Origin of the sequence: Pseudomonas sp. MYb327 (assembly GCF_040438925.1) — a bacterium.
GTDB lineage: Bacteria > Pseudomonadota > Gammaproteobacteria > Pseudomonadales > Pseudomonadaceae > Aquipseudomonas.
Genome location: NZ_CP159258.1, coordinates 4,336,991 through 4,358,175, shown reverse-complemented (window position 1 = coordinate 4,358,175; position 21,185 = coordinate 4,336,991). Strand labels below are relative to the sequence as shown.

Here is a 21,185-nt window from a genome sequence, read left to right as displayed (position 1 = left end):
TTTCCTCCTTATTTGATTGGATGCTGGCGCAGGAAATCTGCGGCCACGGACGAAGGGCTTTCATGGTCGACATCGACCCGCGCGTTGAGCTGGCGCATGGTCTCGTCGTCGAACAGTTCGGCCAGTGGCTTGAGCTGTTCCGCCAATTGCGGGTGCGCATCGAGATAGGCCTGACGCACCACGGGAGCGGCGGTGTAGTCCGGGAAGTAGTGCTTGTCGTCTTCCAGCAACTTCAACTTGAAGGCATTGAGACGACCGTCAGTGGTGTAGACCAGGCCCGCAAACACCTGACCATTGCGCAGCGCGGTGTAGACCAGCCCGGCGTCCATCTGGCGAATGTTTTTGCGAGTCAGGTTCATGTCGTAGAGCTTGACCATGCCATCGAGACCGTCCGAGCGGTTGGCGAACTCAGTGTCCAAAGCCACCAGGTGATTGGTTTCGCCTTCGCTGCGCAGCACATCGTTCAACTGGCTGATGTTGTTGATCTGCGGGTATTCGTCGGCGACGTTTTTCGGCAGGGCGAGGGCGTAGGTGTTGCTGAATTTCGACGGTGTGAGCCAGACCAGGCCTTTTTTCGCGTCGAGTTCTTTCACCCGGGCGTAGGATTGTTCGCTGTCGAGTTTTTCCGTCACATGGTTGTAGGCCACCAGCGACACGCCGGTGTACTCCCAGAGCATGTCCAGTTGGCCGCTTTCGTGGGCACTGCGGGCCAGGTTGCTGCCGAGGCCGCCGGTCACTTGGGCGTCGTAGCCCTTGGCGCGCAGATATTGGGAAGTGATTTCCGCCAGCAGCGTTTGTTCGGTGAACACCCGGGCGCCGATGCGGATCACCGGTTTTTCGGCGGCTTGGGCAAATCCTGCAAATAACAGGACGCAGCCCAGTAAAAAGCTTGATGTCTTCATGAGTATTCCTTTGCCGAGGCTTAAGACGGGCGCAAGCCGCGTTCGAGCCAGAGGCGGCTGGCGAGTGTCACCAGGCCGTCCAGCAACAAGGCCAGCAGCGCCGTGCAGGCCGCGCCGAGCAGTAGTTGCGGCTGATTGTTCAGGGCGATGCCGGGGAAAATCAGGCTGCCGAGGCTATTGGCGCCGATCAGGAACGCCAGTGGTGCCGTGCCGACGTTGATCGCCAGTGCCACGCGCACGCCACCGATGATGATCGGCACGGCGTTGGGCAATTCGACTTTCCACAGCACTTGGCGCGGGGTCATACCGATGCCGACGGCGGCTTCCTTGAGTGAACCCTGAACATTTTTCAGGCCCTCATAGGTGTTGCGCACAATCGGCAACAAAGAGGCGAGGAACAGGGCGAAGATCGCCGGGCCGCTACCAATGCCGAGGATGCCCAGGGCGATGGCCAGCACGGCCAGCGGCGGAATGGTGTTGCCGATGTTGAAGATCTGCATGAAGCGTTCGGCGCGGTCGACCCGGACCGGGCGGCTGAGGAAGATGCCGGCGGGTATGCCCACGACAAGGGCGGCCAGCATGGAAGCGAGGACGAGAATCAGATGAGCTTGCAGGTAAAACAACAAATCGTCGCGGTAGTGTTCGATCGTGTTGATGCCGATCCAGTGGATCAGCAGGGCCAGGAGGGCGATTACCAGCGCGCCTCCTATCAGCCCTTTGCCATAGCGAATAGCCACAGGCGGACTCCTTTTTTCTTTGTCGGCGAACGCAGTCCCGTGTGGCATGCCATGCCTGGCTGCCGGAAAAAACGTTCGCGAGAAGCAGCTCGTCAAATGCCGGCAAAGCGGCATGAAATCGAGCCATGAGCACAGCCTCGTCAGGCTGAAATGCGGGTGTTTCAGGCCCCCGACGAGTGGTCGTTACGGGGGAGTGGACGTCTCCGTGCTTTAAAAGGTTCCCATCTGAAGCAGCATTTGGCCACCCCTGATGTGCTCAACGGTTCGGTTATTGAATCAACTTGGGCTATAATCTGCGCCCTTTTTTGAATCACCTGCCAGGCGATTTCCCATGACCAAACAGGCCGCCGAAGTCGCGAAACGCCGCACTTTCGCCATTATTTCCCACCCCGATGCCGGTAAGACCACCATCACCGAGAAGCTCTTGCTGATGGGCAAGGCGATTGCGGTAGCCGGCACGGTGAAATCTCGTAAATCCGACCGCCATGCCACCTCCGACTGGATGGAAATGGAAAAGCAGCGTGGTATTTCCATTACCACGTCGGTCATGCAGTTCCCGTATCGCGAGCACATGATCAACCTGCTCGACACCCCGGGCCACGAAGACTTCTCCGAAGATACCTACCGCACCCTGACGGCGGTGGACTCGGCCTTGATGGTTCTCGACGGCGGTAAAGGTGTTGAACCACGGACTATCGCCCTGATGGACGTCTGCCGTCTGCGTGACACGCCGATCGTCAGCTTCATCAACAAACTCGACCGTGACATCCGCGACCCGATCGAACTGCTCGACGAAATCGAAGCGGTCCTGAAGATCAAGGCGGCGCCGATCACCTGGCCGATCGGTTGCTACCGAGATTTCAAAGGCGTGTATCACCTCGCCGACGACTACATCATCGTGTACACCGCCGGTCACGGCCACGAGCGCACCGAAACCAAAATCATCGAAAAGCTCGATTCCGACGAAGCCCGCGCCCACCTGGGTGACGAGTACGAGCGCTTCATCGAGCAGCTGGAACTGGTGCAGGGTGCCTGCCACGAATTCAACCAGCAGGAGTTCCTCGACGGTCAGTTGACCCCGGTGTTCTTCGGTACCGCGCTGGGCAACTTCGGTGTCGATCACGTACTCGACGCCGTGGTTGATTGGGCACCGCGCCCTTTGGCACGTGTGGCCAACGAACGTACCGTAGAGCCGGTGGAAGAGAAGTTCTCGGGCTTCATCTTCAAGATCCAGGCGAACATGGACCCGAAACACCGCGACCGCATCGCCTTCATGCGGATCTGCTCCGGCAAGTACGAAAAAGGCATGAAGATGCGCCACGTGCGCACCGGCAAGGACGTGCGGATCGGCGACGCGCTGACCTTCTTCTCCTCTGAGCGTGAGCAACTGGAAGAAGCGTTTGCCGGCGACATCATTGGTTTGCACAACCACGGCACCATCCAGATCGGCGACACCTTCAGCGAAGGCGAAGTCCTGGGCTTTACTGGTATCCCGCACTTCGCCCCGGAACTGTTCCGTCGCGTACGCCTGCGTGATCCGCTGAAATCCAAGCAATTGCGCCAGGGTCTGCAACAACTGGCCGAAGAAGGCGCGACCCAGGTGTTCTTCCCGGAACGCAGCAACGACATCATCCTCGGCGCCGTCGGTGTGCTGCAGTTCGATGTGGTCGCCAGCCGCCTGAAAGAGGAATACAAGGTCGAGTGCTCCTACGAGCCGATCACCGTGTACTCCGCGCGCTGGATCGAATGCGACGACAAGAAGAAGCTCGAGGAATTCTCCAACAAGGCGGTGGAAAACCTGGCACTGGACGGCGGCGGTCACCTGACCTACCTCGCACCTACGCGGGTCAACCTGGCGCTGATGGAAGAGCGCTGGCCGGACGTGAAATTCCGTGCGACGCGTGAGCATCACTAAGCGCTAGCATTCAGGTAAAAGAAAAAGCGAAGCTTCTGGGCTTCGCTTTTTTTTTGATCTTTTCGGCATAACGGTTATTCAAAACCAGTCTCTACATCCATTGCATTTCCCTCCCATCATTAACGTCCTATCTGGAGAACCCTGCTGATCGGAACTAGATTTCATTCAGCGCCAGACAGGCACTCCTCGACAGGATGGATTCGGCCATGAACAGATTGCTCCGCGTTTTATTGATGATGAAGGTGTTGGTGATGTTGGCGCTCGGCAGCTCGGCGGTCTGGGCTGAGTGTGAGCAACATGAGACTCAGGCTTCCAGCGCGCAGGCGGGGCAGGGTGATCTGATGATCGCCAGGTCCGAGTCGGAACCGGGCGACAAAGGGCAGGGAGGAATTGCCGGTGATGATGACTCGACCACCGATGACCCTGATTCTGATGACTCCGACGAAGGCGATAGCCAGACGTAAATCACAGACAAAAGAAAACCCCTTTTACTAGATGTAGAAGGGGTTTTCAGTCAAATCAATTCCTGTGGCAGCTAGCCTGCTAGCGATGCATTTTTGTCATTCCATACACATCTTGGATGACAGACCGCTATCGCCAGCAGGCTGGCTCCTGCCGTTTTTTACGCCGCGCCATCCAAGAACTGTTCGGCGTAGTGGCATGCCACCTGGCGGCTGTCGAGCAGGCGCAGGGCCGGCTCTTCGGTGCTGCAACGCTCGGTGGCGTACGGGCAGCGTTTGTGGAATGCGCAGCCGGACGGCGGGTTCAGCGGGTTGGGTAGTTCACCGACGATCTTGATTTTCGGCTTGTCCGGATCCGGGTGGATGGTCGGAGTCGCCGACAACAACGCCTGAGTGTACGGATGCAGAGGACGGGTGTAGATGTCCTCTTTCGGGCCCATTTCCACTGGACGTCCGAGGTACATCACCATCACGTGGTCGGCGACGTGGCGCACTACCGCCAGGTTGTGGGAGATGAACACGTAGGCGGTATTGAACTCTTGCTGAAGGTCCATGAACAGGTTCAGCACCTGCGCCTGGATCGACACGTCCAGCGCCGAGGTCGGTTCGTCCGCCACCAGCACTTTCGGTTGCAGCATCATTGCCCGGGCCAGGGCGATCCGCTGGCGCTGACCGCCGGAGAACATATGCGGATAGCGCTGGTAATGCTCAGGACGCAAACCCACCTGCTTCATCATTGCCTGGACTTTCTCGCGGCGTTCCGAGGCGGACAGGTTGGTGTTGATCAGCAACGGCTCGGCCAACTGATCACCGACTTTCTGCCGAGGGTTCAGCGAGGCGTACGGGCTCTGGAACACCATCTGCACGTCTTTGCGCAGTTGCTTGCGCTGGGCCTTGTCGGCGCCGGCAACTTCCTGGCCGGCGATTTTCAAGGAGCCAGAAGAAGGTTCTTCGATCAGGGTCAGGGCGCGGGCCAGGGTGGATTTTCCGCAACCGGATTCGCCTACAACAGCGAGGGTCTTGCCGGCTTCCAGTTCGAACGACACGCCGTTGAGGGCGCGCACGGTGGCGTGACCCTTGAACATGCCACGGGACACTTCATAGTGACGGGTCAGGTCGCGGGCGGTAAGAACGACGGCCATTACGCCACCTCCTGGTTCAGCGGGTAGAAGCAGCGGGCGAGGCTGTTGCTTTTCGGGTCAAGGGCCGGACGCTGGGTGCGGCAGTTTTCCTGTACGTACGGGCAGCGCGGCGACAGCAGGCAACCCTGCGGGCGGTCGTAGCGACCGGGCACGATGCCCGGCAGGGTCGACAGGCGCGAGGCGCCCAGGCTGTGTTCCGGAATCGCCTTGAGCAGCGCTTCGCTGTACGGGTGCGCCGGAATGTCGAACAGTTGCGGCACCTGACCGACTTCGACCGCCTGGCCGGCGTACATCACGCACACGCGCTGGGCGGTTTCGGCGACGACCGCGAGGTCGTGGGTGATCAGCACCAGGCCCATGTTCTGCTCTTTCTGCAATGCCAGCAGCAGGTCCATGATCTGCGCCTGGATCGTTACGTCGAGGGCCGTGGTCGGTTCGTCGGCGATCAGCAGTTTCGGCTCGCCGGCAATCGCCATGGCGATCGCGACACGCTGGCTCATACCGCCGGACAGTTGATGCGGGTAGGCGTCCATGCGGCTGGCCGCGCCCGGGATTTCAACTTTTTCCAGCAATTCGATGGCGCGTTTGCGCGCAGCCTTGCCGGACATTTTCAGGTGCAGGCGCAGCACTTCTTCGATCTGGAAACCGACGGTGTAGCTCGGGTTGAGCGCGGTCATCGGGTCCTGGAAGACCATCGACAGGTCTTTGCCGACGATCTGCCGACGCTGACGGTTGCTGAGCTTGAGCATGTCCTTGCCGTCAAAGCTGAGCGCGTCGGCGGTGACGATGCCGGGATGCTCGATCAGGCCCATCAGCGCCATCATGGTCACGGATTTACCCGAACCCGACTCGCCAACGATGGCCAGCACTTCGCCTTTGTCGACTTTCAGGTCGAGGCCGTCGACCACGGGCGTGGCGTTCTTGTCGCCGAAGCGAACGTTGAGATTCTTGATTTCTAACAGTGACATTGGAATCTCCTCAGGCGGCGTTCTTGAGTTTCGGGTCCAGCGCGTCGCGCAGGCCGTCACCCATCAAGTTGATTGCCAGCACGCTGAGCAAAATGGTCAAACCAGGCAGACTGACTACCCACCAGGCGCGTTCGATATAGTCGCGGGCCGAGGCCAGCATGGTGCCCCACTCAGGGGTTGGCGGTTGTACGCCAAGGCCGAGGAAGCCCAGTGCGGCTGCATCGAGAATCGCCGAGGAGAAGCTCAGGGTCGCCTGAACGATCAGTGGTGCCATGCAGTTAGGCAACACGGTCACGAACATCAGGCGTGGCAGGCCGGCACCGGCCAGGCGCGCGGCGGTCACGTAGTCGCGGTTCAGCTCGCCCATCACCGCGGCGCGGGTCAGACGAACGTAGGACGGCAGGGACACCACGGCGATGGCGATCACGGTGTTGATCAGGCCAGGGCCGAGGATGGCGACGATCGCCACGGCCAGCAGCAGGGACGGCAGGGCCAGCATGATGTCCATCAGACGCATGATGGTCGGGCCGAGCACGCGCGGGAAGAACCCGGCGAACAGACCCAGCAAAATCCCCGGGATCAGCGACATCACCACCGACGACAAACCGATCAGCAACGACAGGCGCGAACCCTGGATCAGGCGCGACAGCAAGTCACGACCCAGTTCATCGGTACCGAGCAGAAACTGCATCTGCCCACCTTCCAGCCAGGCTGGCGGGGTCAGCAAGAAGTCGCGGTATTGCTCGCTCGGGTCATGGGGTGCGACCCACGGGGCGAAAATGGCGCAGAAAATCACCAGCAGCATGAACAACAGGCCGGCGACGGCGCCCTTGTTCTTGGAGAATGCTTGCCAGAATTCCTTGTACGGCGACGGGTACAGCAGGCTTTGATCCACGGCGGACGCGGCGGTGGCTACTGAGGATGTTGGAGTGCTCATGGGTATTGACCTCAGCGCTGATGACGGATGCGTGGGTTGGCAAAGCCGTAGAGGATGTCCACTACGAAGTTGACCAGAATCACCAGGCAGGCGATTAACAGGATGCCGTTTTGCACAACCGGGTAGTCCCGGGCGCCAATGGCTTCGATCAGCCATTTGCCGATGCCCGGCCAGGAGAAGATGGTTTCGGTCAGGACCGCACCGGCCAGCAGGGTGCCGACTTGCAGACCCACAACGGTGAGCACCGGAATCAGCGCGTTACGCAGACCGTGCACGAACACTACGCGCGACGGCGACAGGCCTTTGGCGCGTGCCGTACGGATGTAATCCTCACGCAGCACCTCAAGCATCGACGAACGGGTCATCCGCGCGATCACCGCAAGCGGAATGGTACCGAGCACAATGGCCGGCAGGATCAAGTGATGCAGGGCATCGACAAACGCGCCGACGTCATCGGCCAGCAGCGTATCGATCAGCATGAAACCGGTGCGCGGCTCGATGTCGTAGAGCAGGTCGATCCGCCCGGATACCGGGGTCCAGCCCAGGGACACCGAGAAGAACATGATCAGGATCAGGCCCCACCAGAAGATCGGCATCGAGTATCCCGCGAGGGAGACACCCATTACCCCATGGTCGAACAGGGATCCTCGCTTGAGTGCTGCGATCACCCCGGCCAGAAGGCCCAGGATGCCGGCGAACAACAGCGCGGCCATGGACAGTTCCAGGGTCGCGGGGAAGAGGGAAGTGAACTCGCTCCAGACGCTTTCACGGGTACGCAGGGATTCCCCGAGATCGCCGTGGGCCAGTTTGCCGATGTAATCCAGGTACTGGGCATACAGGGGTTTGTTCAGACCTAGGCGTTCCATTGCCTGAGCGTGCATTTCAGGGTCAACCCTGCGTTCTCCCATCATGACTTCCACGGGGTCGCCTGGGATCATGCGAATCAACGCGAAAGTCAGCAAGGTGATGCCGAAGAACGTCGGGATCAGTAACCCCAGTCGGCGGGCAATAAAACTAAACATCGTGTGTTGTACCTCATCAGCCGGTTAGGCGTGCCCGGCATGCCTGGGTTCAGGAATGCCGGGAGTTTTCTTATTACTTCACCTGGGTGGTGGCGAAGTTATTAGTGGTGAGGGGGCTAATGTGATAGCCCTCTACGTTGTTGCGCATTGCTGTGAACATTCTAGTGTGTGCCATGCTGATCCACGGCTGGTCCTGATTAAAAATAACCTGAGCCTGCTCGTAGAGCGCTGCCCGTTCGGCCGGATCGGTCTTTTCGCGAGCCTGGTCGATCAGCGTCTGGAACTTGTCATTGCACCAGCGCGCGTAGTTTTCGCCGTTCTTCGCCGCTTCGCAACTGAGCATAGGCGTCAGGAAGTTATCCGGGTCGCCGTTATCGCCCGCCCATCCAGCGGAAACCATATCGTGCTCGCCGTTTTTAGCGCGTTTGAGCATTTCACCCCATTCCATCACGCGGATGTCGATCTTGATCCCGACCTTGGCCAGGTCAGCCTGCATCATCTGCGCGCCGAGCATCGGATTAGGGTTGGTCGGACCGCCACCATTGCGGGTGAACAGGGTGAAAGTGGTGCCTTCCGGTACGCCGGCTTCCTTGAGCAGGGCTCGGGCCTTGTCCAGGTCGCGAGGCGGGTTCTTCAGGCTGTGGTTATAGCCGAGCAGGGTATCCGGATACGGGTTGACCGCTACGGTCGCATTACCTTTGCCGAACAGTGCGTTGACGTAGGCTTCCTTGTCGAAGGCGATGTCGATAGCTTTGCGCACCCGCACATCACTCATGTACTTGTGCGTGGTGTTCATGGCGACGTACGAAACGGTCATCGCGTTCAGTTCATCGACTTTCAGGTTCGGGTCTTTCTTGATGCTCGGGATGTCATCCGGTTTTGGATAGAGCGCGACCTGGCACTCGTTGGCCTTGAGTTTTTGCAGGCGCACGTTGTTGTCGGTGCCGATGGCCAGGATCAGCGCCTCGGCCGGTGGCTTGCCACGGAAGTAGTCCGGGTTGGCCTTGAAGCGAACCTGGGCGTCCTTGTTGTAGCGGTGGAAGACGAACGGTCCGGTGCCGACCGGCTTGTTGTTCAGGTCGGCAGCCTTGTTGGCCTTGAGCAACTGATCGGCGTACTCGGCGGAGTAGATCGAGGAGAAGGCCATGGCGATGTCGGCCAGGAACGGCGCTTCGCGGCGGGTCAGGGTGAACTTGACCGTATTGTCGTCGACTTTCTCGACGCTTTTCAGCAGCTCCTTGAAGCCCATGCTTTCAAAGTACGGGAAACCCACGCTCGACAGTTTGTGCCATGGGTGATTCGGGTCCAGCTGGCGCTGGAAACTCCAGACCACGTCGTCGGCATTCATGTCGCGCGTCGGTTTGAAGTATTCGGTGGTGTGAAACTTCACGCCTTTGCGCAGGTGGAACGTGTAGCTCAGACCGTCCTCGCTGATGTCCCAGGAGTCGGCCAGGGCCGGAATCACATCAGTGGTACCAGGCTTGAAGTCCGCCAGCCGATTGAAGATGGTTTCAGCCACGGCATCGGCGGTGACCGCCGTCGTGTACTGGACCATGTCGAAGCCTTCCGGGCTGGCTTCGGTGCAGACCACCAGCGGTTTGGCCGATACGCCCACCGCGACACTCAGCAACGCGGCCGCGATGGCCGCACGTAGGGGAAGCATTTTCATCAAGAACCCTCTGCAATCGGTTAGTCGGACAAATCCGAGCGGCCGATTCATCGCTGAATCGGCCGCTCGGCTGGTTTTTACAGAATGTTGAACGGGATGGTGGTCACGAGACGGAACTCGTTGATGCTGCCGTCAGACTGGAATTCGCTGGCGCGGTGAGTGGTGTAGGTCGCGCGAACAGTGGTGGCCTTGAGTGGGCCGCTCTGCACCGCGTAACTGGCACCGATACCGTATTCGTAATGGTGTTCGCCGTCCTGTTTCTGGACGCCGTCGTAGCCTTTGCCCTCTACGCCTTTGTTGCCGGTGTAGTGAGTCCCGTCGATGTCCCAGCCGCGAGCCTGATAGATGTTGAACTTCAGGCCTGGCACGCCGTATTCGGCCATGTTCAGACCATAGGCAACCTGGAACGATTTTTCGTTAGGGCCGTTGAAGTCCGACAGCAGGGAGTTGGCCAGGTAGATGCCATTGGTTTCGTGCAGGTAGTCGAAGTACTCGTTACCGTTCACTTCCTGATACGAGAAGGTCAGGCTGTGAGCCTGGTGGGTCAGGCCGAACGACAAGGAGTAGGTGTCGTTGTCGATGTCGCCCATCAGCGCCTTACCTTCGTCCTGGGTTTTGTAGTAGTTCAGGCCGGTGGTCAGGCTCAGTACCTGGCTGTCGCCCAGCACGTGGGAGGCGCCGAAGTAGTACTGGTTCCAGAAGTCTTCAGCCTGGGTCGCCCACAGGCTGGTGGTCAAACTGGAGAACGGCGTGTAGGTGATGCCGCCGGTGTAAATGTGATCGGACTCGACGCTACGATCGCCGTATTCGGAGCGGAATTTTTGCTGACTTTGTTCCATACGTGGGGATACGCGGTCAAAAGTCGCGAAATCGAAGGTCAGGTTTTCCAGCTCCGCGACGTTCAGGCTTACACCCTGGAAACTCGAAGGCAGGGCACGGTTGCCGATGGTGTCGACTTGCGGGCTGCTGTAGCTCTGGCGACCGGCAGTCAGGGTGGAGTTGGAGACGCGCGCCTTGAGGTTGGCCACGCCCAGTTTGCTCCACTGATCCACCGCGTCACCATTGGAGTGGGCCAGGGTACGGTTGCCGCCACCCTTGATATCTTCACGGCTGCGATCCAAGGCAATCGCGTTGTACGCGGCGACTTCAGTGTTAAAACCTACAGCGCCTTGGGTGAAGCCCGAGGTGTAGTTCAGGATGGTGCCCTGAACCCAGTTGATACGGCGCGTGCCGGTCAATTCTTCGCCATGGCGCTCGTAACTGAAGGTGTCGCCGCGCTGTTTGTCTTCATTGGCGTACCAGTTACGGGTCGTGCCGCTGATGGACTGGCCTTCGACAAAACCGGTGGCTTCGCTCTGGGCGCTTTTTTCTTTAACAGTAACCGGGGTGAACGCCTGGCTCTGGGTTTGCGCGTAAGCCGTGGCGGTTACGCTGCTGATGGCCAAGGCCAATAATGCGGTGCTGCTCAGTTTCATGGGTGAAGCTCCTTACTTTCTTTTTTTATACCGGTCTTTTTTTGGTGATCCGGCTATTGGTTTGGAACTCTTGCACGCATCGCAAACGTTTGCTCTTCGCCGATTGGGCGAATTACGGCAATACGCTTGCGTGAGGGCGCAATGCGCCCCCAGCGTTTAGCTACACGGTTTTATTTTTCGATGCTGACGCCCGAGAACACGTTGCGACCGAATGGGCTGACTTTGAACCCTTCGATTTTGGCGCTCAACGGCTGGTTGACCGTCGAGTGGGCGACTGGCGTGATCGGTACCTGTTGCTTGAGGTACTGCTGCGCCTGCTTGTACAACTCGGTGCGTTGCTCGCGGTCGGTGACGACCTTGGCCTGCTTGATCAGCTTGTCGTAAGCCGGATCACACCACATGGAATAGTTGTTGCCGCCAATGGCGTCGCAGCTGTACAGGGTGCCGAGCCAGTTGTCCGGATCACCATTGTCGCCGGTCCAGCCAATCAGGCTGATGTCGTGCTCGCCATTCTTGGTGCGCTTGATGTACTCGCCCCATTCGTAGCTGACAATCTTGACCTTGAGCCCGATCTTCGCCCAGTCAGCCTGGAGCATCTCGGCCATCAACTTGGCGTTCGGGTTGTACGGACGTTGCACGGGCATGGCCCACAGGGTGATTTCGGTGCCTTCCTTTACGCCGGCAGCCTTGAGCAATTCCTTGGCTTTTTCCGGGTTGTAGGCGGCATCCTTGATGCTCTCGTCGTAGGACCACTGGGTCGGTGGCATGGCGTTGACCGCCAATTGTCCCGCGCCCTGGTAAACGGCGTTGAGAATGCCTTGCTTGTTCACCGCCATGTCCAGCGCCTGACGCACTTCGAGCTGGTCGAACGGTTTGTGGCGCACGTTGTAGGCGATGTAGCCGAGGTTGAAGCCAGGCTTCTCGATCAGTTTCAGCGCCGGGTCATTCTTCAGTGCGGTGACGTCGGCAGGACGGGGGTGCAGGGTGATCTGGCACTCGTTGGCCTTGAGCTTCTGCACGCGCACCGATGCGTCGGTGTTGATGGCGAAGATCAGGTTGTCCAGCTTGACCCGCTCAGGGGCCCAGTACTGCTTGTTGCCGGTGTAACGGATGTTCGAGTCTTTCTGGTAACTCTTGAATACGAACGGCCCGGTGCCGATCGGCTTCTGGTTGATGTCGCTCGGCTTGCCTTCAGCCATCAGCTTGTCGGCGTACTCGGCGGAGAGAATGGCGGCGAAGCTCATGGCGATGTTCTGGATGAACGCGGCGTCGACGCTGTTGAGCGTCATGACCACGGTCAGCGGCCCGGTCTTTTCGACCTTGGCGATGTTCTTGTTCAGGCTCATCCCGTTGAAGTACGGGAATTCGGTGGGGTAAGCCTTACGGAACGGTTGTTGCGGATCGAGCATGCGGTTGAACGTGAACAGCACGTCATCGGCGTTGAAATCGCGCGTCGGCGTGAAGTATTTGGTCGTGTGAAATTTCACGCCCGGGCGCAGGTGGAAGGTGTACTTGAGACCGTCCTCGGAAATATCCCAGCTCGTGGCCAGGCCCGGTACGACGTTGGTCGCGCCTTTTTCAAACTCCGCCAGGCGGTTGTACAGCGGCTCGGCGGCGTCGTTATCGGTCGCGGTCGTGTACTGCGCGGTATCGAAACCAGCGGGGCTGCCTTCGGAGCAGAACACCAGGCTGTTGTTGGCGGCCTGGCTCATGGAAGTGGCAGCCAACAGGCCTGTGCCCAGCAATGCGGATAAAACCAAGGTATGGCGCATGACGCTCTCTCTTGTTCAATGTGTTGGCCATGAGTCCTCACCCGTCCGGGGACGTGGAGGCCTCACTTGTTACCAGCCATGACGTGCAGCAAAAAAACGATGACCCACGCATGATCTGGTCGGATCCCGACGGTATGGAACCGTGAGTCCGGCAGTAAATGCGTAGAGTCCGAAAGACTCGTGGGAAAAGTCGACGCGTCCTAAGCCTCTGCTGTATTACGCAGCGGGTTTGGATGTAGGTAAATTCCTGCTTTCTCGATAGATAAAGCAACGGCGACGTCAAAGACGTCGCCGTTGCAATACCTTATTTGCTGACGCTGACGCCGTAGAAGGAGTTCAAGCCAAACGGGCTGATCTTGAAGTCCTGCACATTGGCGCGCATGGGTTGGAACACCGTCGAGTGAGCGATAGGTGTCATTGGAACAGCATCTTTGAGGACGTGTTGCGCCTGCTTGTACAGTTCGGTGCGCTTGCCTTGGTCCGAGGTGCGCTTGGCTTGCTTGACGATGTCGTCAAACTTCTTGTCGCACCACTTGGAGAAGTTGTTGCCTTCCAGCGAATCGCAACCGAACAGCACGTTCAGCCAGTTGTCCGGATCACCATTGTCACCGCTCCAGCCAATCAGCATCGCCTGGTTCTCGCCACCTTTGGAGCGCTTGATGTACTCGCCCCACTCGTAGCTCTGGATCTTGACCTTGAGGCCGATCTTGGACCAGTCGGACTGCAGCATTTCTGCCATCAGCTTGGCGTTCGGGTTGTATGGACGCTGTACCGGCATCGCCCACAGAACGATTTCGGTGCCTTCCTTCACGCCGGCTTCCTTGAGCAGCTCCTTGGCTTTCTCAGGGTTGTACGGCGCATCCTTGATGGTGGTGTCGTAGGACCATTGGGTCGGTGGCATGGCGTTGACGGCCAGTTGACCGGCGCCCTGGTACACGGAGTCGATGATCTGCTGCTTGTTGACGGCCATGTCCATTGCCTGACGCACTTTCAGTTGCGCCAGCGGGTTTGGCTCGTTGCTGCCCTTGACCTTGTCCATCACGTTGTAGGCGATGTAACCCAGGTTGAAACCGGCCTGGTCAGGCAGTTTCAGATCCTTGTCTTCTTTCAGCGCCTTCAGGTCGGCTGGACGAGGGAACAGAGTGACCTGGCACTCGTTCTTCTTCAGCTTCTGGATGCGTACCGACGGGTCGGTAGTGATGGCGAAGATCAGGTTGTCGATCTTGACGTCGTCAGGCTTCCAGTAGTCCTTGTTCCCGGTGTAGCGGATGTTGGAGTCTTTCTGGTAGCTCTTGAACACGAACGGACCAGTGCCGACCGGCTTCTGGTTGATGTCGGCGGCCTTGCCTTCCTTGAGCAGCTGGGCAGCGTACTCGGCGGACTGGATCGAGGCGAAGCTCATGGCCATGTTCTGGATGAACGCGGCATCGACGTCTTTGAGGGTGAACTTGACAGTGTTGTCGTCGACCTTATCGATCTTGGTGATGTTGGTATCCATCCCCATGTCGGTGAAGTACGGGAATTCGGTCGGGTACGCTTTGCGGAACGGATCATCCTTGTTAATCATGCGATTAAAGGTGAACAGCACGTCGTCGGCGTTGAAGGTACGGGTCGGCTTGAAGTACGGGGTGGTGTGGAACTTGACGCCTTCACGCAGGTGGAAGGTGTAAGTCAGGCCGTCATCGGAGACGTCCCAGCTGGTCGCCAGGCCAGGAATAACGGCGGTGCCGCCACGCTCGAACTGCGTCAGGCGGTTGAACATGGTTTCGGCAGAGGCGTCGAAGTCGGTTCCGGTGGTGTATTGACCTGGATCGAAACCGGCCGGGCTCCCTTCGGAGCAGAACACCAGGTTAGTCGCAGCTTGGGCGAACGGTGCGCTAGCTAGCAAGCTGGCACCTAATAAAAACGGAATGACCGCTTGTTTAAGCATGGTGGCCTCATGATTGTTGTCATTTTTTGATTTTGAGGACGACCTCGTGAGTCGTGCCTGCGGATACTTATGCAGGGGCTATACCCAAAGCAAGATCCAGAGCGACTACAAGCCTTAAACGGTGGCTCGAACGTACCTTAATGTCGCATATGTATAAAATTTGACGCAGTTGACCGTTTGCGCGGCTTATTTGCAGTGCAAATAGCGCACTTTTATAGTGCGATCAGATCTTGGGTTGCCCGTGGGTGGGGCGAGGTGTTACCTATCTATACCCCCGTCCTTATGGGGTGGGTCAGGGTTAATCGGAGTGGTTCTCGTTGCACTGGTAATGGTCGAGTTGTACCAAGTGCAACTTAACCTTCAGCTGCCGGAGGCTGCGATATTTTCGGTGACCACCAGAAGGTCTGGAGAGCATAGATCAAGATCAAAAGATCGGAGCTTGCGGCAGCTCCTACAGGGTGATGAAAAAAACGGCGATCATTGGGTGATCGCCGTTTTTTTGTTCAGAAGTTATCGATTCAAGGCATCAGCACTTCAATCGAACCGTCAGCGGTCATGCTGACCTGGCTGGTGCCCGCTTCCACTTCCGGCGTCACCGGGGCGGCGTCCATGCTGGCGGCTTTCATCATCATCGGGCCGCGCATGTAAGGTTGCGGGTAGCCGTTGCTGTTGAGGTTCAGGTTGACGATCTTGTAGCTCTTGCCGCCCAGTGCGTCGGTGGCCAGTTGCGCGCGGGCCTTGAAGGCGGTCACGGCATCCTTGAGCAGGGCGTCTTCGCTGGCCTTGCGGGTTGGCGTGGCGATGGCGAAGTCCATGCCGCCCATCTTCAGGTCGGTGAGCAGTTCACCGGTCAGTTTCGACAGCGCGGCGAAGTCCGAACTTTCGAGGCGCAGTTCGGCGCGTTCACGCCAGCCAGTGATCTTCTGACCTTTGGTGTCGTAGATCGGGTAGCTGTTGCGGCTGCCCTGGCGCAGGGTGATGTCCTTGACTTGCTTGGCCTGGGCCAGTGCCTTGTTCATGGTGGTGCTGACGTCGGCGGCGAGTTTGGCCGGGTCGGTGTTTTGTTCTTCGGTGTAGAGGGTCACGATCATCAGGTCGCGGGCCACTTCCTGACTGACTTCGGCGCGCAGGGAAATCTGGTTGTAATGAAGTTCGTCGGCAGCCAGGGCCGGGAGGCTGGCGACGGTGCCGATGCTCAGGGCGAGGAGGGCGGCGCTGCGGCGGAATGTGTGCATGAAAGCTCCTAAGGTGGTGCGCAGGGGGGTGTTCCAGGCCTGCGTGAAACCATCAGACTCTAGCTTCTATGATCCGGTTCGCACAGTTACAACTTCTATACAGATGAGTTGCAGGTACTCGGTCCGTAGGAGCTGGCTTGCTAGCGATGAACGATAACGAGGGCTGACAGACAAACCGCATCACGGCCATCGCTGGCAAGCCTGCTCCTACAAAAGGCTGTTAGGGCTGTGGCCGTTTGCCGCACTTTCGCCTGCCAACCCCCGCGCTTGGTTATACTCCCTGCGATCCGCCTGGAGCGCTCATCAGGAGAGCTAATGCTCGCCCCCGTTCAAATCACTTCCGCCACTCGCCAGAATCTCTGGCGGCTGACTTTCATCCGCACGTTGGTGTTGGCTGCCCAGGCCGGTTCCGTGGGCCTGGCCTACTGGTTCGAGTTGCTGCCGCTGCCCTGGTTTCAATTGGCCGCGACCCTCGGTTGCTCGATGCTGCTCTGTGCGTTCACGGCAATTCGCCTGCGCACGTCGTGGCCGGTGACTGAACTCGAATACGCCGTGCAGTTGGCCTGCGACCTGTTTATCCACAGTGCCTTGCTGTATTTCTCCGGTGGATCGACCAACCCGTTCGTCTCTTATTACCTGGTGCCGTTGACCATCGCCGCCGTGACATTGCCATGGCGTTATTCGGTGATTCTGTCCGGCATCGCGCTGACGATGTACACGCTGTTGCTGGCGCGCTTCTATCCGCTGCAAACTTTTCCGATCGCCCGGGAAAACCTGCAGGTGTACGGGATGTGGCTGAGCTTCGCCCTTGCGGCGGCGGTCATCACCTTCTTCGCCGCACGAATGGCCGAAGAGTTGCGTCGGCAGGAAGAACTGCGGGCGATCCGTCGCGAAGAAGGTCTGCGCGATCAGCAACTGCTGGCGGTGGCCACGCAAGCGGCCGGCGCCGCCCATGAGCTGGGCACGCCACTGGCGACCATGAGCGTGTTGCTCAAGGAAATGCGCCAGGATCATCACGACCCGATGTTGCAGGACGACCTGAGCGTGCTGCAGGATCAAGTCAAACTGTGCAAGGAAACCTTGCAGCAACTGGTGCGCGCCGCCGAGGCCAATCGCCGTTTGGCGGTGGAAATGCAAGACGTCACCGACTGGCTCGACGAGGCGCTGAACCGCTGGCACCTGATGCGCCCGGAAGCCAGTTATCGCTTCCAGCGTCTCGGCCAAGGCACCGTGCCACGCATGGCGCCGCCGCCGGACCTGACCCAGGCGCTGCTGAATCTGCTCAACAACGCGGCGGATGCTTGCCCTGAAGGGCTCCAGGTGACGCTGGACTGGGATGATGAAAACCTCACCATCAGCATTCGCGACCACGGCGCCGGCGTGCCGCTGGCCATCGCCGAGCAAATCGGCAAGCCATTTTTTACCACCAAGGGCAAAGGTTTCGGCCTGGGCCTGTTTTTGAGCAAGGCCAGCGTGACACGCGCCGGCGGCTCAGTGAAACTCTACAGTCATGAGGAAGGTGGCACGCTCACCGAGCTGCGCCTGCCCCGTGTCGCCCGAGGAGACCAACATGAGTGACGAAATCCAAGTCGAAGGCGAAGAGCTGCCGCATTTGCTGCTGGTCGATGACGACGCAACGTTTACCCGCGTCATGGCTCGCGCCATGGCCCGCCGAGGTTTTCGCGTCAGCACCGCCGGTTCCGCCGAAGAAGGCCTGGAGTTGGCCAAGGCCGATCTGCCGGATTACGCCGCACTGGACCTGAAAATGGACGGCGATTCGGGCCTGGTGCTGTTGCCGAAGCTGCTGGAAATGGACCCGGAAATGCGCGTAGTAATCCTCACCGGTTATTCGAGCATTGCCACCGCTGTCGAAGCGATCAAGCGCGGCGCCTGCAACTACCTGTGCAAACCGGCCGACGCCGACGACGTGCTGGCCGCATTGCTTTCCGAGCATGCCGACCTCGACAGCCTGGTGCCGGAAAACCCGATGTCCGTGGACCGCTTGCAGTGGGAACACATCCAGCGCGTGTTGACCGAGCACGAAGGCAACATCTCCGCCACCGCCCGCGCCCTGGGCATGCACCGCCGCACGCTGCAGCGCAAACTGCAGAAACGTCCCGTCCGTCGCTGAACCTGCGCTGAACGAATGCGGGCCGCTCCTCGCGACAAACCGAACCGATCATCTATGATCGGTTCGTGCATGTTTCTTTATTTGTCGAGCCTTATCCATGAATCAGAACGCTGAGTATTCCGCGGTCAACGATGCTGTGCGCGGGCAGTTTTTTAGCAAAGTGTGGGCGATGATCGCGCCTTACTGGCGCAGTGAAGAGAAGGTCAAGGCCTGGACGTTGCTGATCGCCGTGATTGCGCTGTCGCTGATCAGCGTGGGGATCTCGGTGTGGTTTAACACCTGGTACAAGGATTTCTACAACGCGCTGCAACAAAAGGACGAAGAGGCATTCTGGCGGCTGATCCTGTATTTCTGCGGGATTGCAGCAGTGGCGATTGTCGGTGCGGTGTACCGCCTCTACCTGACGCAGATGCTGACGATTCGCTGGCGTGCTTGGCTCACCGAAAAGCATTTCGCCCGCTGGCTCGGCAACAAGAATTATTACCAGCTGGAGCAGGGCGGTTACACCGATAACCCCGACCAGAGGATTTCCGAAGACCTCAACAATTTCACATCCGACACCTTGAGCCTGGGCATTGGCCTGCTACGCAATATCGTCAGCCTTGTATCGTTCTCGATCATTCTTTGGGGGGTGTCGGGCAGCATCGAAGTGTTTGGTGTGACCGTTCCCGGCTACATGTTCTGGTGTGTGCTGGTTTATGCGGTGGTCGGGAGTTGGCTGACGCATTTGATCGGTCGCCGCCTGATCGGCCTGAACAACCGCCAACAACGCTTCGAAGCTGACCTGCGTTTCTCCATGGTGCGGGTTCGCGAGAATGCCGAAAGCATCGCGTTGTACAACGGCGAGCCAAACGAAAATCGTCGTTTGAGCAGCCGCTTCGGCATGGTCTGGCACAACTTCTGGGACATCATGAAGGTGTCCAAGCGTCTGACCTTCTTCACCTCCGGGTATGAACAAGCCGCCGTTATCTTCCCGTTCATGGTGGCCGCGCCGCGTTACCTTGCTGGCAAGATCGAACTCGGAGAACTGATGCAAATCAGCTCGGCGTTCGGAAATGTCCAGGACAGTTTCAGCTGGTTCATCACTGCTTACCAGAGCCTCGCCTCATGGCGCGCCACCTGCGATCGTCTGCTCAGTTTCCGTCAGGCCATGACTGACAACGAACAACGCGCGCCCGCCATCGACGTGCAAAACACGGGCTCGATGTTGAAGGTGCACGACCTTGGCCTGGATCTGGCTGATGGTCGTCACCTGCTGACCAGTGGCGATATGACCGTGGAGGAGGGCGAGCGCGTGATGCTCAGCGGCCGCTCCGGCAGCGGCAAATCCACCCTGCTGCGGGCGATGGGGCATTTGTGGCCGGCGGGTCACGGCAGTATTCGCCTGCCTGCGGCGCGTTACCTGTTCCTGCCGCAGAAACCGTATCTGCCAATCGGAACGTTGCGCGAGGCGCTGAGTTATCCACAGCCTGGCGAAACCTATCCATCCGAGCGATATGCCCAAGTGCTGGAAACTTGCCGTTTGCCGCACCTGGTGGCGCGTCTTGATGAAGCCAATCACTGGCAGCGCATGCTGTCGCCGGGTGAACAGCAACGTCTGGCGTTCGCCCGTGCGCTACTTTATGCGCCGCAATGGCTGTACATGGACGAAGCGACGTCGGCGATGGATGAAGAGGATGAAGCGTCGCTGTATCAGGCGCTGATCGATGAGTTGCCGGGGTTGAGCATTGTCAGCGTCGGGCATCGCAGCAGTCTCAAGCGGTTCCATCCTCGACATGTTCGTATCGAGAATGGCCGCCTGGTGGATCAAACAGTGACCGCATAAACACCGCCCCCCTGTAGAGCTGGCTTGCCAGCGATGAACGATAACGCTGTTCCAGAGACGCACCGCGTTACGGCCATCGCTGGCAAGCCAGCTCCTACGGGGGTGGGTGATCGTACAACCGCGTTGAGCTATGATGCGGTTTCAGCCGAATTTTTCGAGACAGATGGTCACCATGGAAAACCCGAACGACGTACCACGCCTCCCTCGCAAGCGCCGCAGTCTCGCGCAGGAACTGGTGACGGTGCTGTCCGAGCAGATCCGCGACGGTCACCTCAAGCGTGGCGACAAATTGCCCACCGAGTCGGCGATCATGGATGCCCATGGCGTCAGCCGCACCGTCGTGCGCGAGGCGATTTCCCGTTTGCAGGCGGCCGGGCAGGTGGAAACCCGCCACGGCATCGGCACCTTCGTGCTCGATACGCCGAGCCCGAGCGGTTTTCGCATCGACCCGGCAACCGTGGTCACGCTGCGTGACGTGTTGGCGATTCTGGAGCTGCGCATCAGCCTCGAAGTGGAATCCGCCGGCCTCGCCGCACAACGCCGCAGCCCAGAACAGTTGGCGCTGATGCGCGCGGCACTGGATGCACTGAACGAAAGTGTGTCCCACGCCAGCGATGCCGTCGCCTCGGACTTCCAGTTCCACTTGCAGATTGCCCTGGCGACCGGTAACCGCTATTTCACCGACATCATGACGCACCTCGGTACCAGCATTATCCCGCGCACTCGTCTCAATTCCGCGCGACTGGCCCATGACGATCAACAGCACTACATGAATCGCCTGAGCCGCGAGCACGAAGAAATCTTCGACGCAATTGCCCGCCAGGACTCCGATGCGGCGCGTGCCGCCATGCGCTTGCATCTGACAAACAGCCGTGAGCGGTTGCGTCATGCCCATGAAGAGGCTGAAGCGCAGCGGGGGTAATTTTTTCTTAGAGCGATTTTTTCTGATAGTCCGCTATCGCGAGCAGTCTCGCTCCCACATTTGAATTCGGCTGTTCATTAGATTTGTGTCTACAGCCGATCCAATGTGGGAGCGAGCCTGCTCGCGAAAGGGCCATCAGCCA

At 59.0% G+C, this 21,185-nt stretch carries 17 protein-coding genes; 6 read left to right on the top strand and 11 right to left on the bottom strand.

From position 1 onward, the window contains the following. Positions 1–8: 8 nt before the first annotated feature. The gene (locus ABVN21_RS19710) at positions 9–902 is read right to left on the bottom strand and encodes a glycine betaine ABC transporter substrate-binding protein (RefSeq protein ID WP_339554970.1); all 894 of its coding nucleotides are present in this window, start codon (positions 900–902) and stop codon (positions 9–11) included. A gap of 20 nt (positions 903–922) precedes the next feature. Beyond that, positions 923–1,639 carry an ABC transporter permease gene (locus ABVN21_RS19705; protein WP_339554971.1) on the bottom strand — a complete coding sequence of 239 codons (717 nt, stop codon included), beginning with the start codon at positions 1,637–1,639 and terminating at the stop codon, positions 923–925. A gap of 331 nt (positions 1,640–1,970) precedes the next feature. On the opposite strand from ABVN21_RS19705, the gene ABVN21_RS19700 reads away from it, so the two are divergent. Together ABVN21_RS19700 and ABVN21_RS19695 are read left to right on the top strand one after the other, a co-directional pair. Then, a complete protein-coding gene (locus ABVN21_RS19700; protein WP_034148308.1) occupies positions 1,971–3,554 on the top strand; it encodes a peptide chain release factor 3 in 1,584 nt (527 codons plus the stop codon). A 206-nt stretch (positions 3,555–3,760) separates the two neighbouring features. Next, positions 3,761–4,018 carry a hypothetical protein gene (locus tag ABVN21_RS19695; protein ID WP_339554972.1) on the top strand — a complete coding sequence of 86 codons (258 nt, stop codon included), beginning with the start codon at positions 3,761–3,763 and terminating at the stop codon, positions 4,016–4,018. Between the two features lie 158 nt (positions 4,019–4,176). Here the strand turns inward: ABVN21_RS19695 and ABVN21_RS19690 are convergent, their stop codons facing one another. The 9 genes from ABVN21_RS19690 to ABVN21_RS19650 all read right to left on the bottom strand — a co-directional run bounded on the left by ABVN21_RS19690 (position 4,177) and on the right by ABVN21_RS19650 (position 16,165). Beyond that, a complete protein-coding gene (locus ABVN21_RS19690) occupies positions 4,177–5,157 on the bottom strand; it encodes a peptide ABC transporter ATP-binding protein (protein ID WP_339554973.1) in 981 nt (326 codons plus the stop codon). After that, a complete protein-coding gene (locus ABVN21_RS19685; protein WP_339554974.1) occupies positions 5,157–6,125 on the bottom strand; it encodes an oligopeptide/dipeptide ABC transporter ATP-binding protein in 969 nt (322 codons plus the stop codon). Before ABVN21_RS19685 ends, ABVN21_RS19690 begins: the two co-directional genes overlap by 1 nt. A gap of 10 nt (positions 6,126–6,135) precedes the next feature. Next, positions 6,136–7,062, bottom strand: a complete 927-nt coding sequence (locus ABVN21_RS19680; RefSeq protein WP_339554975.1) for an ABC transporter permease subunit — start codon at positions 7,060–7,062, stop codon at positions 6,136–6,138. An 11-nt stretch (positions 7,063–7,073) separates the two neighbouring features. Further along, positions 7,074–8,084, bottom strand: a complete 1,011-nt coding sequence (locus ABVN21_RS19675; RefSeq protein WP_339554976.1) for an ABC transporter permease subunit — start codon at positions 8,082–8,084, stop codon at positions 7,074–7,076. A gap of 73 nt (positions 8,085–8,157) precedes the next feature. Continuing rightward, on the bottom strand, positions 8,158–9,753 hold the full coding sequence (locus tag ABVN21_RS19670; RefSeq protein WP_339554977.1) for an ABC transporter substrate-binding protein: 1,596 nt from the start codon (positions 9,751–9,753) through the stop codon (positions 8,158–8,160). Between the two features lie 77 nt (positions 9,754–9,830). Continuing rightward, complete coding sequence (locus ABVN21_RS19665; protein ID WP_339554978.1) at positions 9,831–11,228, bottom strand: OprD family porin; 1,398 nt, start codon at positions 11,226–11,228, stop codon at positions 9,831–9,833. A gap of 170 nt (positions 11,229–11,398) precedes the next feature. Further along, complete coding sequence (locus ABVN21_RS19660) at positions 11,399–13,000, bottom strand: ABC transporter substrate-binding protein (RefSeq protein WP_339554979.1); 1,602 nt, start codon at positions 12,998–13,000, stop codon at positions 11,399–11,401. Between the two features lie 304 nt (positions 13,001–13,304). After that, positions 13,305–14,930 carry an ABC transporter substrate-binding protein gene (locus ABVN21_RS19655; RefSeq protein ID WP_339554980.1) on the bottom strand — a complete coding sequence of 542 codons (1,626 nt, stop codon included), beginning with the start codon at positions 14,928–14,930 and terminating at the stop codon, positions 13,305–13,307. Between the two features lie 518 nt (positions 14,931–15,448). After that, positions 15,449–16,165, bottom strand: coding sequence for an SIMPL domain-containing protein (locus ABVN21_RS19650; protein ID WP_339554981.1), 717 nt, complete (start codon positions 16,163–16,165; stop codon positions 15,449–15,451). A 315-nt stretch (positions 16,166–16,480) separates the two neighbouring features. Between ABVN21_RS19650 and ABVN21_RS19645 the strand changes: the two genes are divergently transcribed. From ABVN21_RS19645 to ABVN21_RS19630, 4 genes are all read left to right on the top strand, one after another. Continuing rightward, positions 16,481–17,743: an ATP-binding protein gene (locus ABVN21_RS19645; protein ID WP_339554982.1), complete on the top strand. Its 1,263-nt coding sequence runs from the start codon at positions 16,481–16,483 to the stop codon at positions 17,741–17,743. Continuing rightward, a complete protein-coding gene (locus ABVN21_RS19640) occupies positions 17,736–18,296 on the top strand; it encodes a response regulator transcription factor (protein WP_034148296.1) in 561 nt (186 codons plus the stop codon). The genes ABVN21_RS19645 and ABVN21_RS19640 overlap by 8 nt, the downstream gene beginning before the upstream one ends. 97 nt (positions 18,297–18,393) lie before the next feature. Further along, entirely contained in the window at positions 18,394–20,121 is a 1,728-nt protein-coding gene (locus ABVN21_RS19635) for an ABC transporter ATP-binding protein/permease (protein ID WP_339554983.1), read from the top strand. A 172-nt stretch (positions 20,122–20,293) separates the two neighbouring features. Beyond that, entirely contained in the window at positions 20,294–21,043 is a 750-nt protein-coding gene (locus tag ABVN21_RS19630; RefSeq protein ID WP_339554984.1) for a FadR/GntR family transcriptional regulator, read from the top strand. Positions 21,044–21,185 lie beyond the last annotated feature (142 nt).

What these genes read in the sequence shown, in the direction of transcription:
- ABVN21_RS19650 (WP_339554981.1), bottom strand. Translation starts at nt 16,165, where the DNA reads ATGCACACATTCCGCCGCAGCGCCGCCCTCCTCGCCCTGAGCATCGGC.
- ABVN21_RS19680 (WP_339554975.1), bottom strand. Translation starts at nt 7,062, where the DNA reads ATGAGCACTCCAACATCCTCAGTAGCCACCGCCGCGTCCGCCGTGGAT.
- ABVN21_RS19710 (WP_339554970.1), bottom strand. Translation starts at nt 902, where the DNA reads ATGAAGACATCAAGCTTTTTACTGGGCTGCGTCCTGTTATTTGCAGGA.
- ABVN21_RS19695 (WP_339554972.1), top strand. Translation starts at nt 3,761, where the DNA reads ATGAACAGATTGCTCCGCGTTTTATTGATGATGAAGGTGTTGGTGATG.
- ABVN21_RS19640 (WP_034148296.1), top strand. Translation starts at nt 17,736, where the DNA reads ATGAGTGACGAAATCCAAGTCGAAGGCGAAGAGCTGCCGCATTTGCTG.
- ABVN21_RS19635 (WP_339554983.1), top strand. Translation starts at nt 18,394, where the DNA reads ATGAATCAGAACGCTGAGTATTCCGCGGTCAACGATGCTGTGCGCGGG.
- ABVN21_RS19645 (WP_339554982.1), top strand. Translation starts at nt 16,481, where the DNA reads ATGCTCGCCCCCGTTCAAATCACTTCCGCCACTCGCCAGAATCTCTGG.
- ABVN21_RS19700 (WP_034148308.1), top strand. Translation starts at nt 1,971, where the DNA reads ATGACCAAACAGGCCGCCGAAGTCGCGAAACGCCGCACTTTCGCCATT.
- ABVN21_RS19675 (WP_339554976.1), bottom strand. Translation starts at nt 8,084, where the DNA reads ATGTTTAGTTTTATTGCCCGCCGACTGGGGTTACTGATCCCGACGTTC.
- ABVN21_RS19685 (WP_339554974.1), bottom strand. Translation starts at nt 6,125, where the DNA reads ATGTCACTGTTAGAAATCAAGAATCTCAACGTTCGCTTCGGCGACAAG.
- ABVN21_RS19655 (WP_339554980.1), bottom strand. Translation starts at nt 14,930, where the DNA reads ATGCTTAAACAAGCGGTCATTCCGTTTTTATTAGGTGCCAGCTTGCTA.
- ABVN21_RS19630 (WP_339554984.1), top strand. Translation starts at nt 20,294, where the DNA reads ATGGAAAACCCGAACGACGTACCACGCCTCCCTCGCAAGCGCCGCAGT.
- ABVN21_RS19690 (WP_339554973.1), bottom strand. Translation starts at nt 5,157, where the DNA reads ATGGCCGTCGTTCTTACCGCCCGCGACCTGACCCGTCACTATGAAGTG.
- ABVN21_RS19670 (WP_339554977.1), bottom strand. Translation starts at nt 9,753, where the DNA reads ATGAAAATGCTTCCCCTACGTGCGGCCATCGCGGCCGCGTTGCTGAGT.
- ABVN21_RS19660 (WP_339554979.1), bottom strand. Translation starts at nt 13,000, where the DNA reads ATGCGCCATACCTTGGTTTTATCCGCATTGCTGGGCACAGGCCTGTTG.
- ABVN21_RS19665 (WP_339554978.1), bottom strand. Translation starts at nt 11,228, where the DNA reads ATGAAACTGAGCAGCACCGCATTATTGGCCTTGGCCATCAGCAGCGTA.